The organism is Streptomyces sp. WMMC500 (genome assembly GCF_027497195.1).
Taxonomy (GTDB): Bacteria; Actinomycetota; Actinomycetes; order Streptomycetales; family Streptomycetaceae; genus Streptomyces.
Genome location: NZ_CP114905.1, coordinates 5,143,164 through 5,159,008, shown reverse-complemented (window position 1 = coordinate 5,159,008; position 15,845 = coordinate 5,143,164). Strand labels below are relative to the sequence as shown.

14 protein-coding genes are annotated in these 15,845 nt (G+C 73.4%); 3 read left to right on the top strand and 11 right to left on the bottom strand.

From position 1 onward, the window contains the following. Positions 1-69: 69 nt before the first annotated feature. The 5 genes from O7599_RS22230 to O7599_RS22210 are packed head-to-tail and all read right to left on the bottom strand — an operon-like array spanning position 70 to position 5,741. On the bottom strand, positions 70-939 hold the full coding sequence (locus O7599_RS22230; RefSeq protein WP_281617362.1) for a sugar phosphate isomerase/epimerase: 870 nt from the start codon (positions 937-939) through the stop codon (positions 70-72). Continuing rightward, positions 939-2,183, bottom strand: coding sequence for a substrate-binding domain-containing protein (locus tag O7599_RS22225; RefSeq protein ID WP_281617361.1), 1,245 nt, complete (start codon positions 2,181-2,183; stop codon positions 939-941). The genes O7599_RS22230 and O7599_RS22225 overlap by 1 nt, the downstream gene beginning before the upstream one ends. Continuing rightward, the gene (locus O7599_RS22220) at positions 2,180-3,208 is read right to left on the bottom strand and encodes an ABC transporter permease (RefSeq protein WP_281617360.1); all 1,029 of its coding nucleotides are present in this window, start codon (positions 3,206-3,208) and stop codon (positions 2,180-2,182) included. The genes O7599_RS22225 and O7599_RS22220 overlap by 4 nt, the downstream gene beginning before the upstream one ends. Further along, on the bottom strand, positions 3,205-4,257 hold the full coding sequence (locus O7599_RS22215) for an ABC transporter permease (protein ID WP_281617359.1): 1,053 nt from the start codon (positions 4,255-4,257) through the stop codon (positions 3,205-3,207). Before O7599_RS22215 ends, O7599_RS22220 begins: the two co-directional genes overlap by 4 nt. After that, complete coding sequence (locus O7599_RS22210) at positions 4,254-5,741, bottom strand: sugar ABC transporter ATP-binding protein (protein WP_281617358.1); 1,488 nt, start codon at positions 5,739-5,741, stop codon at positions 4,254-4,256. The genes O7599_RS22215 and O7599_RS22210 overlap by 4 nt, the downstream gene beginning before the upstream one ends. 170 nt (positions 5,742-5,911) lie before the next feature. Here O7599_RS22210 and O7599_RS22205 point away from each other — a divergent pair, with 170 nt between their 5' ends. Together O7599_RS22205 and O7599_RS22200 are read left to right on the top strand one after the other, a co-directional pair. Then, on the top strand, positions 5,912-7,165 hold the full coding sequence (locus O7599_RS22205) for an ROK family transcriptional regulator (RefSeq protein ID WP_281617357.1): 1,254 nt from the start codon (positions 5,912-5,914) through the stop codon (positions 7,163-7,165). 162 nt (positions 7,166-7,327) lie between these two features. Continuing rightward, on the top strand, positions 7,328-8,782 hold the full coding sequence (locus O7599_RS22200) for an FAD-binding oxidoreductase (protein WP_281617356.1): 1,455 nt from the start codon (positions 7,328-7,330) through the stop codon (positions 8,780-8,782). 179 nt (positions 8,783-8,961) lie between these two features. On the opposite strand, the gene O7599_RS22195 is transcribed toward O7599_RS22200, so the two are convergent. From O7599_RS22195 to O7599_RS22185, 3 genes are all read right to left on the bottom strand, one after another. Beyond that, the gene (locus O7599_RS22195; RefSeq protein WP_281617355.1) at positions 8,962-10,128 is read right to left on the bottom strand and encodes a cytochrome P450; all 1,167 of its coding nucleotides are present in this window, start codon (positions 10,126-10,128) and stop codon (positions 8,962-8,964) included. A gap of 183 nt (positions 10,129-10,311) precedes the next feature. Then, the gene (locus tag O7599_RS22190; RefSeq protein ID WP_281617354.1) at positions 10,312-11,334 is read right to left on the bottom strand and encodes a hypothetical protein; all 1,023 of its coding nucleotides are present in this window, start codon (positions 11,332-11,334) and stop codon (positions 10,312-10,314) included. Between the two features lie 59 nt (positions 11,335-11,393). Further along, positions 11,394-12,272: a LysR family transcriptional regulator gene (locus O7599_RS22185; RefSeq protein WP_281617353.1), complete on the bottom strand. Its 879-nt coding sequence runs from the start codon at positions 12,270-12,272 to the stop codon at positions 11,394-11,396. Positions 12,273-12,395: 123 nt separating this feature from the next. Here O7599_RS22185 and O7599_RS22180 point away from each other — a divergent pair, with 123 nt between their 5' ends. Continuing rightward, positions 12,396-13,052 (top strand): dihydrofolate reductase family protein, encoded by a 657-nt coding sequence (locus tag O7599_RS22180; RefSeq protein ID WP_281617352.1) that lies wholly within the window; start codon positions 12,396-12,398, stop codon positions 13,050-13,052. A gap of 9 nt (positions 13,053-13,061) precedes the next feature. Here O7599_RS22180 and O7599_RS22175 read toward each other — a convergent pair whose 3' ends face one another. The 3 genes from O7599_RS22175 to O7599_RS22165 are packed head-to-tail and all read right to left on the bottom strand — an operon-like array spanning position 13,062 to position 15,656. Then, a complete protein-coding gene (locus O7599_RS22175; RefSeq protein ID WP_281617351.1) occupies positions 13,062-13,802 on the bottom strand; it encodes a YoaK family protein in 741 nt (246 codons plus the stop codon). Further along, positions 13,799-14,248, bottom strand: a complete 450-nt coding sequence (locus tag O7599_RS22170) for a heme-binding protein (protein WP_281617350.1) — start codon at positions 14,246-14,248, stop codon at positions 13,799-13,801. Before O7599_RS22170 ends, O7599_RS22175 begins: the two co-directional genes overlap by 4 nt. 13 nt (positions 14,249-14,261) lie before the next feature. Continuing rightward, entirely contained in the window at positions 14,262-15,656 is a 1,395-nt protein-coding gene (locus tag O7599_RS22165) for an aldehyde dehydrogenase family protein (protein WP_281617349.1), read from the bottom strand. Between the last annotated feature and the right edge of the window lie 189 nt (positions 15,657-15,845).

Here is a 15,845-nt window from a genome sequence, read left to right as displayed (position 1 = left end):
GTGCGTCGGTACGGCGGTGCGTACGCGGTCAGGGTGCGTACGGGTGCGGCGGGTGCGGGAGGCCGGGGCTCAGGTCGGTAAGACGCGGCGCAGGAACGCGAGGCCGTCCACGGCGATGGCGTCCTGGCTCGGCGCCAGCGCCCGCCACACCGACGCGGCCACCGCGATGGTCGCGTTGTGCGCCGTGAACGACTCGATGCACAGCGGGCCGCGGTAGCCCGCCTCGTCCAGCGCGCCGAGGAAGCCCGGCCAGTCCAGGTGGTCCGCGCCGGGCGCGCCCCGGTCGTTGGCGCACACCTGGACGTGCGCGATCCGCCCCGCCGCGGCGCGCACCGCGCCGGGCAGGGACCGCTCCTCGATGTTCTGGTGGTACGTGTCGAGGGCCACGCCGATCGTCTCGCCGGGCAGCCCGTCCAGCGCCGTCACGGTCTGCGCGACGGTGTTGAGCAGGCTGGTCTCGTACCGGTTGAGCGGCTCGACGGCCAGCAGCACCCCGGCGGCCGCGGCGTGCGCGACGACCGGCGCGATGTTGTCCCGCCACTCGGCGTACGCCGCCGCCCGCTCGTCCGCGTCCATCCGCCAGGCCCGGCCCACCGCCGCGTACATCGGCCCGGCGACGGCCGGCGCGCCGATCTCGTGTGCGGCGTCGATACAACGGCGCAGATAGTCCTGCGTCGTCCGGACCGCCAGCGGCTCGGCGCGCACGAGCCCGCGCTCCGGCGGCATCACGGCGACCACCGCGGCCGGCGCCAGGCCGTTGTCGTCCAGCAGCTTCGCCGCGACGGCCGGCTGCCAGTCACCCGGCTGCTCCAGCGGCAGCTCCGCGCAGTCGAACCCCCAGCCCGCCAGCCGCGGCAGCACCGCCTCCAGCGCGCGTTCGGTGACCGGGGAGTGCCAGATCCACGGGTTGGCGCCGATCAGCCGTCTTCCGGCCGGCATCACTCACCGCCCCAGTCACCGGGGTAGCCCGGCAGGTCCTCGCAGCCGCAGGCGCCGTAGTGCAGCGGGGGCATGCCCTCCTTGTAGTACTCGTCGAAGTTCTCCTCGGTGACGACCGGCTGCGGCAGCGTCCACTCCTTGGGAACCTCCTCGCCGGCCAGGATCTTCAGCGCGGCGATCACGGGCGTACGCCACTGGAACGTCGGGTACGCCGGCGCGATGGCGGTGAGGTCCTTGTCCTTCCACGCCTGGAGGAAGTCCTGCTGGTCCTCGCCGGTGATCGGCGGGATGTCCTCGCCCGCGTCCTCGAACGCCTCGACCGCCGCCACCGAGGTGGCGCCGGAGTCCATCCACACGCCGTCGATCGAGCCGTGGCGGGCGATGGCGTCGGAGACGATCGACTTGGCCTTCGACGGGTCGCCGTCGGTGAACTTCACCTCGACGACGTCGAGTCCGGCCTTCTCGAACGCGATCTCGGCGGCCGACCAGCGGGTCTCCAGCACGTCCACGCCGGGCGAGATGCGCAGCGCCACGATCTTGCCGCCCTTGTCCACCTCGTCCACCAGGAAGTCCGCGGCGGCGGCGCCGTAGGCGTACCCGCCGATGGGGCTGATGAAGGTCACCGCGCAGTCGGTCTCCACGCCGCGGTCGAAGACGATCACGGGGATCTTGCCGCACGCCTCCTCGACCGCGGGGGTGAGGGTGGCGGTGGTGTTCGGCGAGACGATCAGCGCGTCGCAGTCCTGGCCGGACAGCTCCTGGATGTCGGAGATCTGCTTGTCGTCCTTGCCCTGCGCGTCCAGGACGGTGAAGTCGGCGATCTCGTCGTGCTGCGCGACCTCCGCCTTCATCGTCTTCAAACCGACCTGCCGCCAGGGGTTGAAGACGCCGGCGTTGGAGAAGCACAGCTTGGCGCCGTCGACGCCGCCCTTCATGGCGTACTCGGAGGTGTCGACCATGCCGGCCGCCTGCGGGTCGAGCATCTGCTCCCAGGGCTTGCCCTCCGGCCCCTCCGGGGTCGCCTCGGTGAGCTGCAACTGCCGGTCGTAGTCCGCCTGGTCGAAGAACTCCGACTGCTTGTCACCGTCCTCCGCCTGCTCGGAGGCCGCGGCGTCGTCGGCCAGGTCGTCCTTCGGCGCGTCCGAAGAACAGGAGGCGAGCAGCGCGGCGGCCAGCAGCGCGGCGGCCGGGGCGGCCAAGCGGTTTCGAGCGCCGGGGCGGGTCGTGCGGCGCGTACGGCTCATGAGGAGGACTTCCCTTCCGAGGACGGTGAACGGCGTCGGCGCAGCCGGGAGAAGTCGGCGGCACCCAGGCCGACGGCGGCGATGACGATGAATCCCTGGACCGTGGACTCCAGCGCGCCCGAGACGCCCTGGAGGTTGAGCAGCGTGAACAGCGCCTGGAGCGAGAACGCCCCGGCCATGGCGGCGACGACCGAGCCGCGACCGCCCCCGAGGATGACCCCGCCGAGCACGACGGCGGTGATGGCCTCGAACTCAAGACCCCGGCCGGCCTGCGCCGAAACCCCGGAGAAGCCGGCGACCAGCACGGCGGCGAGCGCCGCGGCGGTGCCGGAGAGCACGAACGCGAGGGTGCGCACGCGGGGTACGCGCACGCCCGCGAGCGCGGCGGCGCGCTCGTTGTCGCCGGTGGCCAGGAGCGTACGGCCGAAGTCGGCGCGCATCAGCCACCAGGCGATCGCGCCCACCGCGAGGCACGCGAGGACCGCCCACGGCAGCCAGCCGCCGGCGGTGCCGCGGCCGAACTCGCGGAAGCTCTCCGGCAGTACGCCCTGGGGGGAGCCGCCGGTCCAGTAGAAGACGGCGCCTTCGAGGATCAGCATCATGCCGAGCGTGGTGATGAACGACGGCACCAGCAGCACGGTGGTGATGAGCCCGTTGACAAGGCCGACGATCGCTCCGGCGAGCAGCAGCCCGGCGGTGACCAGCAGCCAGGGGGCGTCCGGGTACGAACCGTAGAACTCGGCCCCGGCGACGACCCCGGCGGTGACCACCGCGCCGACGGAGAGGTCGAACCCGCCGGAGACGATGACCAGGTACTGGCCGGCGGCGAGGATCACCAGCGGCGCGGCCCGCTTGACGAAGGCGAGGAAGGAGTCGGGCTCGTAGAAGCCGGGGTCGGTGATCGCCAGCGCGGCGAGCAGGACGGCGAGGAGCACGTAGACGGGGGCACCCGTACCGAGCCGGCGGCCGATGCCGGCGAGGGCGGACGCGGGCCCGGCGGTGGACGAGGGTGTGGTCGTCGTCATGCGAGCGCTCCCTTCTCCTCGGCCCGCGCCTCGTCGCGTTCCTTCGCCCGGCGGCGGAACCGCCTGGCATAGAGGGCGACGGCGGCGATGATGACGACGCCGCGGACGACGTTCTTGAAGAACGGGTCGACCGAGAGCTGGTTGAAGATGCTGTCCAGCACGGACAGCAGCAGCACCCCGCCGAGCGTCCCCGCCACCCCGCCGCGCCCGCCGGCCAGCGCCGTGCCGCCGAGCACGACGGCGGCGATGGAGTCCAGGTCGTAGCGCGCCTCGGTGCCCGCCCAGGGGGCGCCGGCACCGAGCCGGGAGGCGAGGAACAGCGCGGCGGCACCGACGCACAGGCTGCACAGCACGTGCGCGTAGATCACGGTGCGCCTGGTGCGTACGCCGGACAGGCGGGCGGCGTGCTCGTCGCCTCCGGTGGCGTACATGTGGTGGCCCAGGCGGGTGCGTTTGGTGATCAGCCACAGCACGGCGGCCACGGCGATCAGCAGGAAGGCGGAGACCGGGATGAAGCCGATGCGGTCGTAGCCCAGGCGCTGGAAGGACGCGGGCACGTCGCCCGCGGGTCCGGTGTAGTTGTCCTCGATGTAGCCGCGCAGGATGAACGCCATGCCGAGGGTGGCGATGAAGGCGTTGACCTTCAGCCCGGTGACGATGAGGCCGTTGGCGAGTCCCACCGCGGCCGAGAGCGCGAGCACGGCGAGGACCGCCGTGACGACGCTGCCGCCCTCCATCGTCTCGGCGGCGACCAGCGTGCCGATGCTGATGAGGTACGCCACCGACAGGTCGAGCGAGCCGGTGAGGATCACCGCGGACTGGCCGACGGCGACCAGACCGAGGGCGACGGAGTTCTGCAGGATGCCGGTCGCGTTGGACTGGGTCATGAACTGGCCGCCGTCGAGGGTGACGACGATCCAGCCGATGAGCGTGACCGCGGCGGCGGCCAGCCAGACGCCGACCACGGGGTCGGTGACCTTCAGGCGGCCCGTCCCGGGGAACCGGCGCGGGCCGGCCGACACGGGAGCCTCGGTGCGTACGGCGGTCATGCGGCGCTCCCCTCGGGGGTGCCGTCGGAGGCCGTCGCCAGGCGCATGATGTCCTCCTCGCCGGCACCGGCGGGCAGTTCACCGGCGAAGGTGCCGTCGGCCATGACGAGGATGCGGTCGCTCATGCCGATCAGCTCGGGCAGTTCCGAGGAGACGATCAACACCGCCATGCCGTCGCGGGCGAGTTCGCGCACCAGGGTGTGGATGGCGGCCTTGGCGCCGACGTCGACGCCGCGGGTGGGCTCGTCGAAGAGCAGCACGCGGGGCCGGGCGGCGAGCCACTTGGCGATGACCACCTTCTGCTGGTTGCCGCCCGAGAGGTACTGGACCTCCTGGTCGTGGCCGCGGGAACGGAGGTTGACGCGGTCGAGGAGCCCGGAGACCTCGTCCGCCCGGGCGCCGTTGCCCTGGACGGCGCGGGTGACGAGCAGCGCGTTGTCGTGTACGGACTGGCGCAGCGCCAGCCCCTCGCCCTTGCGGTCCTCGGTGACCAGGGCGACGCCGCCGCGGATGGCCTGGCGCGGGCTGCCGGGGCGCAGCGCGCGGCCGGCGACGGTCATGCTGCCGCGGGTGAAGGGCGCGGCGCCGAAGAGGGCCCGTACCAGGGAGGTCCGGCCCGAACCCTGGAGCCCGGCGACGCCCGTGACCTCCCCCGCCCGCAGGGTCAGGTCGATCCCCGCCAGGCGTTCGTTGCCGGCGCCCGCGACGGTCAGCAGGGGCTCGCCCAGTTCCTCGGGACGGGCGCGGGGCGGGTAGTACGAGCCGAGTTCGCGGCCGACCATGGCGCGGACGACGTCGTCCGGCGTGGTCTTAGCGGTGGTCAGGGTGGCGACCTTGCGGCCGTCCTTGAGGACGGTGATGCGGCGGGAGAGGTCGAAGACCTCCCGGAGGCGGTGGCTGATGTAGAGGATGCCGATGCCGCGGGCGGCGAGGCGGCGGATGAGCGCGTAGAGGAGTTCGACCTCGTGGTCGGCCAGGGGCGCGGTCGGCTCGTCCATGACAAGCACACGGACGTCGGACGCCGCCAGCGCCTTGACGATCTCCACCGTCTGCTGGCGGGCCACCGACAGGTCCTTGACCTGGGTGTGGGGGGCGATTCCGGTCTCGTCCAGCTCGGCGAGCAGCTCCGCGGTGCGGCGCTCCATGGCGCGCCGGTCGACGAGCCCGCGGCGTACCGGCTCGCGGCCGAGGAAGACGTTCTCCGCGACGGTGCGGTGGGGGAGCAGCGCGAACTCCTGGTGGATGAGACCGATCCCGGCGGCCTGGGCCTGTACGGGGTGCGAGAAGGCGTGCACCGTGCCGTCGAGCGTGATGGTGCCCTCGTCGGGGGCGTACTCCCCGGCGAGCACCTTCATCAGCGTCGACTTGCCCGCGCCGTTCTCCCCCACCAGGGCGTGGACCTCACCCGGTTCGAGGTCGAGCGACACCCCGTGCAGCACCCGCACCCCCAGAAAGCTCTTGGACACGTCCTGCATCGTCAGCATGAAAGGCAGAGTCCCCAGGCTTCTTTGGACTGTCAAGAGCCTAAGCAAGGGCTTTCCCTGATGAGTTGGCAAAGACTTTGGCCGGATGTCGAACAAAGAAGGGCTTGTTGGTGTCCTCAGTGGTCTCTAAGGTGGTCGATGTGACAGCCGCTTCTTCACCTTCTTCGCCGATGCCGCCACCGCCGCCGCCGTCGGCCGCCGGCATGCCGCCCCGCGGCTCGTCCCCCCACTCGCCGCAGAGCCCGCCGCACAGCCCGCCCGCCGGCCAGTCCCCCGGCGAGGTGCTGGGCCTCATCAGCTCCGGCGCCGCCGCCACCCGCGCCGAGATCGCCCGCCTCACGGGCCTCGCCCGCTCCACCGTCTCCCAGCGCGTCGACGCGCTGATCGCGCACGGCTTCGTCGACGAGGACGCGGAAGCCGGCTCCACCGGCGGCCGCCCCCCGCGCCGCCTCTCGCTGCGCACCCGCGAGCACGCCGTCGCCGGCGTCGACCTGGGCGCCTCGCACTGCCGGGTCGCGCTGCTGGACATCGGCGGCACGCTGCTCGCGGTCCGCGAGGACCCGCTGACGATCGCGGACGGCCCGGAGGCGGTTCTCGGCCACGTCGAACGGACCATGCAGCGGCTGCTGGAGGAGGCCGGCCGGGACCCCAAGACGCTCCGCTCCATCGGCGCGGGCGTGCCGGGCCCGGTCGAGTTCTCCACCGGCCGCCCGGTGGACCCGCCGATCATGCCGGGCTGGCACCAGTTCCCCATCCCGGAGTTCTTCGACGAGCGCTTCGGCGTCCGCGCCCTGGTGGACAACGACGTGAACGTCATGGCCCTGGCCGAACAGCGCCGGGCCTTCCCGGACACGTCGTACCTGCTCTACCTGAAGGTGGGCACGGGCATCGGCTGCGGCATCATCGCCGACGGCCGCCTGCACCGGGGCGCGCAGGGCTCGGCGGGCGACATCGGCCACATCCGCGTGGGCGAGCGCGAGGACCTCTGCCGCTGCGGCAACTCCGGCTGCCTGGAGGCCATCGCGGGCGGCGCGGCCCTGGCGGTCCGGCTGAAGGAGCTGGGCCTGGAGGCGTCGGCCGGCCTGGACGTCGTACGCCTGGTGAAGGAGGGCAACCGCGAGGCGGTCCGCATGGTCCGCGAGGCGGGCCGGGCGGTGGGCGAGGTCCTGGCGGGCCTGGTGAACTTCTTCAACCCGGAGACGGTGGTGGTGGGCGGCGCGCTGGCGGCGGTGCACGACCAGTTGCTGGCGGGCGTGCGCGAGGCGGTGTACCGCAGGTCGCACCCGCTGGCGACGCACGTGCTCCGGATCGAGCCGAGCCGGACGGGCGAGAACGCGGCGGCGATCGGGGCCGGGATCCTGGCGATCGAGCACGCCCTGTCCCCGCGGCAGGTGGACATGGCCCTGGCCGGGACGGTGGGCTGAGGGACACGCGCCTGGCGGTGCTGACCGAGCGCGGAGAAACCCCTGATCACCGCAGCTCGTGCGGGCTCCTCACCCAGGGCACCCGCCGGGTCACACGGCGCGCGGAGAGCTCGGATGGCGGCTCACCCGGCTTGGCGTGATGCTGAAACCGAGGTGATCCCCATGAGCGGAGGACACGGCCCCCGTGGCGGCACGCCGACGACGAGGGAGCGGCGCGGTGGGGAGGCGGACGTGCCGAGCTCCCTCGTGGACGCGTTCGCCTCCAGGTTGCGGGGGCGACTCCTACGGCCGGGAGAGCCCGGCTACGAGTCGGCGCGAGAGCTCTGGAACGGCATGATCGACAGGCGCCCGGCACTGGTGGCCCGGTGTGCGGGCGACGAGGACGTAGTCGCCGCGGTCCATTTCGCCCGAGACAACGGGCTGCCGGTCGCCGTGCACGGAGGCGGGCACGGCGTCGCCGGCCACGCGGTCTGTGACGGCGGGCTGGTCATCGATCTGTCGGAGATGAGACGGGTCGACGTCGACCCGGAGGGGCGCAGGGCGGTCGCGCAGGGTGGCTGCACGTTGGGGGACGTCGACCGGGAGACCCAGCGCCACGGGCTCGCCACTCCACTCGGCGTGGTGACGCAGACCGGGATCGGCGGCCTGACCTTGTCCGGGGGAATGGGCTGGCTCCGGCGTAAACACGGGTTGAGCTGCGACAATCTCCTGTCCGCACGGGTGGTCACCGCCGACGGGCGTCTCCTGGTCGCCGACGGGAGCCGGCACCGGGACCTGTTCTGGGCGCTCCGCGGCGGTGGCGGCAACTTCGGCGTCGTCACCTCGTTCGAGTACCGCCTGCATCCCGTCGGACCGGAGGTCTTCGTCTGCTTCGTGTTCTACCCCGCGGCCCGCGCCAACGAGGTGCTGCGGGCCTGCGAGCGCTACCTGTCCGAGAGACCGGACGACTTCGCCCCGATCGGGCTCCTCGGGAAGGTCCCGGAGGCGGCGGACTTCCCGCGCGAGGCGCACGGGAAGGACTGCGCGGCAGTGCTCGCGCCGTACCCGGGTGACCCGGCAGAGGGTGAGCGACTCCTGCGGCCGCTGCGGGAGATCGCCGACCCGATCCGCGACCTCAGCGGCACCATGCCGTACGAGGAGGCCCAGGCGATCCTGGACGAGGACTACCCCGACGGCTGGCGCTACTACTGGAAGTCCATGAACGTGCCCGAGCTCAGCGACGCGCTGATCGAGCGGATTGCCGCGCACGCCGCTGCGGCGCCTTCGCCCCGGTCCACCATCGACGTCTGGTACCAGGGCGGCGCCATGGCCCGCGTCGGCGAGCAGGAGACCGCGTTCGCCAACCGCGACGCCCCCTATCTGGTCGGGATCGAGGCGAACTGGGAGGCGGAGGCCGACTCGGCCGAGAACGTGACCTGGGTGCGCGACGCCTTCGCCGACCTGCGCACGTTCTCCGCCGGGGGCGTCTACCTCAACTTCCCCGGCTTCCTGGAGGAAGGCGAGCGGCTTCTGCGTGAGGGCTACGGCGTGAACTACGAGCGGCTCTCAGCGGTCAAGGCGGAATACGACCCCGCCAACCTCTTCCACCTCAACCCGAACATCAAGCCGAAGAGCTGACGCGCACGGGCACCGCTGTCTCCGCGGCGGGCCCTCGGCGGGCCCGGACGCCGGGACGACATCCGGGCCTTGCACCTCGGTCTCCGTACGGCGGTCGGCGGTAGCCGGCCTTAGTACCAGTACCAGCGACGGGACGGCTTGTTGCCGAAGATGCGGCGCATCGACGCGGCCATGACCGCTCACCTCCTTCCCTTCTCGTGTCCGGCGGGTGGCCCGGGTGGCTGCGCCAGGCGATGGAGCGTGAACGGGCGGGGCACGTTTCCCTCGGCCATGGCCGGGCGGGTGTCGCCGCCGGTGACGGTCAGGCGGGCGCCGCGGGAAAGAGCGTCCAGCGCCTCGGTGACCAGGGTGTGCGCCACCGCTGCGCCGGCGCAGACGAAGGGACCGGCGCCGAAGGGGATGTACGGGCCGTGCACGCCCGTTCCCGCCCAGCGGTCGGGCCGGAAGGCGTGCGGGTCGCTCCAGAGACGTGCGTCGTGGTGCAGCAGATACGGACTGACCGACAGCAGGTCGCCGGGCTGGAAGGCGACGCCGCCGAACTCGACGGCGTGCGGGAGGACTCGGCCGAGCATCCAGGCCATCGGGCGGTGGCGCAGCGCCTCGCGTACGACCCGGTCGACGGGCCACGGCCAGGGGGCAGGTGCCGTGTGGTGCAGGCAGCCCAGCAGCAGCGACCACGCCAGCGAGACGCTGAGCGGGGCCAGGATCGCCCGGAACATCATCAGGTACAGCTCGGCCACCGCCCGGTCGCCCCTCTCGCCGGGCGGACAGGCGCCGAGTAAGGCGTCCAGCACGTCGCGCGGTTCGCCGGCGAAGCCTTCCCGCCGGTGTGCGATCTCCACGGTCACGGCGGCGAGCAGCCGCGCACGCAGCACCTCCGCCCGGCTCCGCTGCCACACGTGCGGTGCCCGCAGCGCCACGCCGCCGAGGGCGGCCCGGCGCATCAGTCTGCGCGTCGTGGCGGGGGTGCCCGGGTGCAACAGCAGGTCTTCCAGGCAGTGGTGCACCAGCCGGGTGCCGGCGGCGGGCCACCGGCCGGCCGCGGGGAGCCCGGCCACCGCCGTGGTCAGGGCCGCGCGGTAGTGCGGCACCCCGTCCCGCAGGACGTCCCGTACCGCGTGGCCGACGTCGATCTGCGCGCCGCGGGTGGGCAGCAGTTCGCCGAAGAAGCCGGACCTGTCCGTGTGGTACTCCGGGCTGCGGAGCAGCGACTGCGCCAGATCCGCGTCGCTGACACACCAGCCGCCTCCGGGCAGCCGGATCAGGCCGGTGGTGCTGCGGCGACGGAGGTTCTCGATGTACGCCACCGGGTCCCGCCGGAACCGGCGCCGTTCCCTGACGGTCATCCAGTCGCCCCCCTGCGGGCTTCCCGACACGGACGGCGACGCTCACCGCCGGACGTCGAGCCTTGCGTGCAGACTCCCGTGCCGAGGGCGTGCCCGCCTCAGCAAGGGCCATGCCGGCCGGGGGCGTTGTTCACCCGATGGAGTCACCGACCGCGCAGCACCCGCCGCCGCAGCCGGCACCGTTCACCCGTCGAGTGCCCACACCCGTACGAACCCGTCGCCACGCCCCACCGTGACGGCCACGGTGCGGCCCTCGAGCTCGGTGAGCTGAACCCCCAGCGCCCCGCCCTCGTGCGCGGCCACCGGGCCGCCCCGCGCGTGGCCCCCTTCCAGGTCCCACGCCCGCAGCACGCTGGTGAAGTCCTCGGCGGGGTAGGGGTCGTAGGTGCAGGTCACGGCGATCGGCACACCGTTCGCGGTGCCGGTGTCCACCAGCATGTCGGTCTCGTCCTGCGGTACGCACCCGGCGAACGGCGCGCCCCACTCGCCGCTGTCGACGTCCCCCAGGACGACGCTGCCGCCTCCGCCGGCCGCGACCACGTGCGGGCGGCCGCCCACCTCCGCCAGACCGACGGCCAGCAGACTCTCCTCGCCCTCCGCGGTCTCCAGGTCCTTGTCGAACCCCACCAGGGGCACACGGTCGTTCAGATCCCACACCTGGAGGGGGCCGCCGTCTTCGTCGGCGGTGACCAGGACCGGCCGGTGACCGAGCATCCCCGTCGCCGCGGTGCGATCGCACCTGGCGTTGAGTTCCGCTATGCGTTCCGCGGTGCCGTCGCCGCCGACGTCCCACAGGGCCACGGCCTCCGCGTCGGGGGAGACGAGAAACAGTGACCGTCCGGGGAGTTCGAGCGAGCCGACCGTTTCCACGTCGAAGTCGTCGTCATCGGCGAAGGCGCGGACCTCGCCGCTGGCCAGATCCCACTGCGCGAACCGCAGGTCTTCCGAGCCGCCGCCGACCACGATCCGGCCGCCGACGACCAGGGCCCGCAACGCCGACGGAGCGGCGGGACCGTCCTCCTCCCCCGGCGGCCACGGGCTGTCGAGACGGTGCTCCGCCCACCGGTCCCGCAGCGGGTCCCACGTGCACGCCCCGTCCGGATGCGTGCCCACCAGCAGCGGACCCGTGCCGGTGGTGACGAGGTGAAAGTCCGTGAGGGCCGCGAAGGGTACGTCGGCGGTCTGCAGGAGGGAGAGTTCGCTCATGGGCGGCAAGCCTAGGATCGTGCTGTGACAGTCCCGCCCTCGGGACGTCTCTTCGGGCCTCAGTGAACGGTGTTCTCCGTCGCCGCCTTCTGGATCGCCTCTATCAGGGCCCTCGTTCCCGGGGGATCCGGCGGGTCGCCGTACGTCGCCGTGTAGATCCGGCGTCGGGCGTCCGGGATCTCCGTCGTGTGGATCCCCGCGCCGCGGTGGGCCCGCAGGGCCAGGCCGGGGAGGGTCGTGACGCCGATGCCCGCGGCGACGAGGGCCTGGACCACGACCATGTCGTCGCAGAGCGAGTCGATGCGGGGCGCGAAGCCGTGGCGGGCGCAGACCGCGGTGAGTTCGGCCCGGCAGCGTTCGCAGCCGCCGATCCACGGCGTGTGGCGGTGGTGGGCCACGGTGTCGTCCGGGTGACGGCTGACCAGGTGGATCGGGTCGTCCGCCACGTGGGTCAGGCGGAATCCGTCGTCGTCCAGCGGGGCGTGCGCGTAGCGGAAGACGAGCGCCACGTCGACGTCGCCCTGGCGCAGCATCTGCAGCGCCTCGACCGGGTGCCGGTCGACGATGCCGAGCGCCAGGCCCGGGTGGGCTTCGGCCAGCGCCACAGCCGCCTTCGGGACGATCGTGCTGAGGACGGAGGCGTTGGCGGCGAGGCGTACGCGGCCGGCGCGCAGGCCGACCTGGGCGGCGAGTTCGCTGGTGGCCGCGTCGACGCGGCCGACGATCTCGGTGGCGCGGCGGGCCAGGAGTTCGCCTTCCGGGGTGAGGCGGATGCCGCGGTGGACGCGCTGGACGAGCTTCGCGCCCGTGGCCGCCTCCAGCCGGGACAGGTGGTGGCTCACGGACGGCTGCGAGTAGTGCAACTCCCGCGCGGCCTCGGTCACGGATCCGTGGCGCGCCACCGCCGCGAGCACCTTCAGATGGACGAGGTTCAGCACATATCAAGAGTATTGATGTGATCTTCGAAAGATTGGCATTGGACGTCATTGCCCGGGTCCGGCGATGCTCTCGGTGCGGTGCCGGACGGCGCTGCCGCTTCGGCCGAATCCCCGAGGAGCACGATGAGCAAGCTCAGGTGTCACATCTCGATCTCCCTCGACGGCTACGTCGCCGGGCCGGACCAGAGCGAGGAGCACCCCCTCGGGACGGGCGGTGAGGGCCTCCACGAGTGGGTGGTCCCGCTGGCCGGCTGGCGCGCGTCGCACGGCATGGAGGGCGGCACCGTCAGCGCCAGCTCGCCCGTGTTCGAGGAGATGATCGCGAACATCGGCGCCGCGGTGATGGGCCGCGGCATGTTCGGCCCCGTGGGCCGCGGGCCCTGGGCCGCCGACGAGCAGTGGAAGGGCTGGTGGGGCGACAACCCGCCGTACCACTACCCGGTGTTCGTCGTCACCCACCACCCGCGCGAAGCACTGGAGATGGAGGGCGGGACCACCTTCCACTTCGTCACCGACGGCATCGAGTCCGCGCTCGCCCGGGCGAAGGAGGCCGCGGGCGGCAAGGACGTGATGCTGTACGGCGGCGGGCAGATCCTGCGGCAGTACCTGGCGGCGGGGCTGCTGGACGTGCTCGAACTGAACGTCGTCCCGGTGCTCCTCGGCGGCGGCTCCCGCCCCCTCGACGACCTCGCGGGTACGGGCGTACGTCTTGAGCAGGTCCGGGCCGTCGAGGGGGACGGCGTGGCCCATCTCAAGTACCTGGTGCACCCCGCGCGTTGACCCGGCGGCTCACCCCGCGCCCGCGGACCCCCGACCGGGCCGGCCCCGCCGTACGCACAGCGCCATCGCCCCCGCCGTCGCCACCAGCGGCGGCAGCGCCGCCGCCCGCGGGGCGTACGCCAGCAGCACCCCGCCGATCAGGCCCCCGGCCAGCAGCGCCGTCAGGATCGCCGTACGCAGCGCGGCGTGCCGGCGGTCGCCCTGCGCCAGGCCGGAGACCAGCGACGTCAGGGTGCCGGTGACGAACGTCGTCGTGATGCCCGCCCGGTCCAGGCCCCGGGCCGCCGCCGTCTGCACGCCCATGGCCGTCGCCGACGCGGCGATCAGCCCGGCGCCGGCGGCCGTCCCGGGGTCGGCGTCCGCCGCCACCCAGCCGGCGAGGAACACGGCGTGCAGGGCGAGCCCGGAGCCGAGTACCCGGACCGATCCGGCGGGGCGGGCGCGGAGCAGGCGGAAGCCCGCGAACATGCCGAGGGCGAAGCCGGCGAACGAGGCGGTGCAGCGCAGGACGTCGCCCCGCAGCACCTCCGGCCACGACTCCTGCGACGTGGCCGCCATGCCGACGAGCACCAGGTTGCCCGTCATGTTCGCCGTGAACACCCCGCCCAGGCCCAGGAACGAGATCGCGTCCGTGATCCCCGCCGTGACGGTGAGGAGGATCAGGGCCGCGTCGGTGCGGTACGGTGCCCGGCCGCGGTCCGCGCGCGCGGCCGGGCGCGGCGCCGCCTGTGTCGTCTGTGCCGTCGTCACGCGCCCCGCGTCGCCACCTTCCGCTCGAACGCCGCCAGCGCCGCCGCGCCGACCGCCTTGTCCTGGTCGCCGTTGCCGCCGCTCACCCCCACCGCGCCGACGACCTCGCCCTCGTACACGACCGGGAACCCGCCCACGAACGCCGCGAAACGTCCCGGGTGCATGTGCTGGATCCCGAACGCCTCGTTCCCGGGCAGCGCCGGGCCCTTCGGCTCCTCGTTGAACAGGTGCGTCGCGCGCTGGTGGCCCGCCGCCGTGAACGCCTTGGCGATGGCGATCTCCACGCCCGTCAGCCGCGCGCCCGTCATGCGGTGCAGGGCGATCGGGTGCGCGCCGTCGTCGGCGATGCAGATGGTCTGCCTGACGCCGATCCTCGCGGCCTCGGCCTCGGCGGCCTCCAGCATGACCAGGGCGTCCTCGAGGGTGAGCCGGTGGATCATGTGCATGGGGTTTCCTTCCTCAGTACGCGCAGTAGACCGTCTTCGTGTCCGTGACGAACTCCAGCGCCGTCCGCCCGCCTTCGGGGAACGCCCCGGAGCTGGACGCGCCCCAGCCGCCGAAGGGCGGGGCGACGCCGTTGCCCGTCGTCCGTTCGTTGACCTTGACGACCCCGCAGCGCGCCGCCCGCAGGAAGCGGCCGGCGGTGCCGAGGTCGCGGGTGTGGATCGCGGTGACCAGCCGGTGCGGGTCCGCGTTGATCTCGGCGAGCGCCTGCTCCGGGCCGTCCACGGGGACCACGGACAGCAGCGGCCCGAACAACTCGCCGGTGTTCACCGGATGGTCCGCCGGTACGCCGGTCAGCACCGCCGGCAGCACCCAGTGCCCCGCGGGGTCGGCCCCCGGTGCCAGCGCGCCGCGCCCCGCGACGACGGCGCCCGCGGCGACGGCCGAGTCGAGCAGCCCCGCGAGGCGGGTGCGCTGCCCCGCGGTGGCGGCGGGGCCGACGTCGGCGCCCGGGTCGTCGCCGCGCCCGGCGGTGAGCTTCGCGGCCCGCTCCGCCAGCAGCGCGGTGAACTCCGCCGCCACCGGCCGCTCCACGAGCACCCGGTCCGTCGCCGTGCACACCTGCCCGGTGAGCCCGAAGGCCCCGGCCGCGACCTCCGCCGCCGCGCGCGGCAGGTCGGCGTCGGCGCAGACCAGGGCGGCGTTGTGCCCACCCAGCTCCAACTGGACCCGGGCGGCGGGCCCGACCGTGCCGCGCAGCGCCGCGCCGACCCGGTCGGAGCCGGTGAACGTCACGGCCCGTACCTCCGGCGCGCCCGCCAGTGCCGCCATCGCCGCCGGGTCGTCACCCTGGACGACCCGCAGCACATCCTCCGGTACCCCGCCGCGATGGCAGGCGGCGGCGAGCCGCTCGCCGGCGCCCGGCGTGACCGGCGATGGCTTGAAGACGACGGTGTTCCCGGCGGCGAGCGCGGGGGCGATCTTCCGGGCGGCGAGGGAGACCGGGAAGTTCCACGGCGTGACGGCGACGACCACGCCGAGCGGCACGCGCAGCGTGAAGGCCGCGACGCCCGGGCTCTCACCGGGGTACGTCGCCCCCTCCACCAGGTACGCGAGCTGCGCGGCCAGCCGGAACTGCTCGACGGTCTTGGCCACTTCGCCGCGGGCCGAGCCGAGCGTCTTGCCCTCCTCGCGGCAGATCAGCAGCGCCAGCCCCTCGGCGTCCGCGGCCAGTTCGCCCGCGGCGCCGTGCAGCGCCTCGGCGCGGCGCCCGGCGGGGGCGGCGGCCCAGCCGTCGAAGGCCCGGTGGGCGGTGCGTACCGCGGCGGCGGCCTGCTCGGGAGTGGCCGCGGCGACCTCGGTGACGGTCTCGCCGGGCGCGGCGGGATCGGTCGAGCGGAGGACCGTCATCGCCGCGCCCTCCGCCAGACCGGTTTACCCGGACTCTGGTGCGCAAGTGGTTTTCTCGACAAGATGACCTCCACGTCCTGATCGGCCGGGCAGCGTGTCGTGGTTCCCGTGACAGTCCCTAGCTTCGGCGTTTCCGGCCGACGCGGCTTCGTACAATCCGCACCATCGCCGCTGGAGGATGTAGGCAGA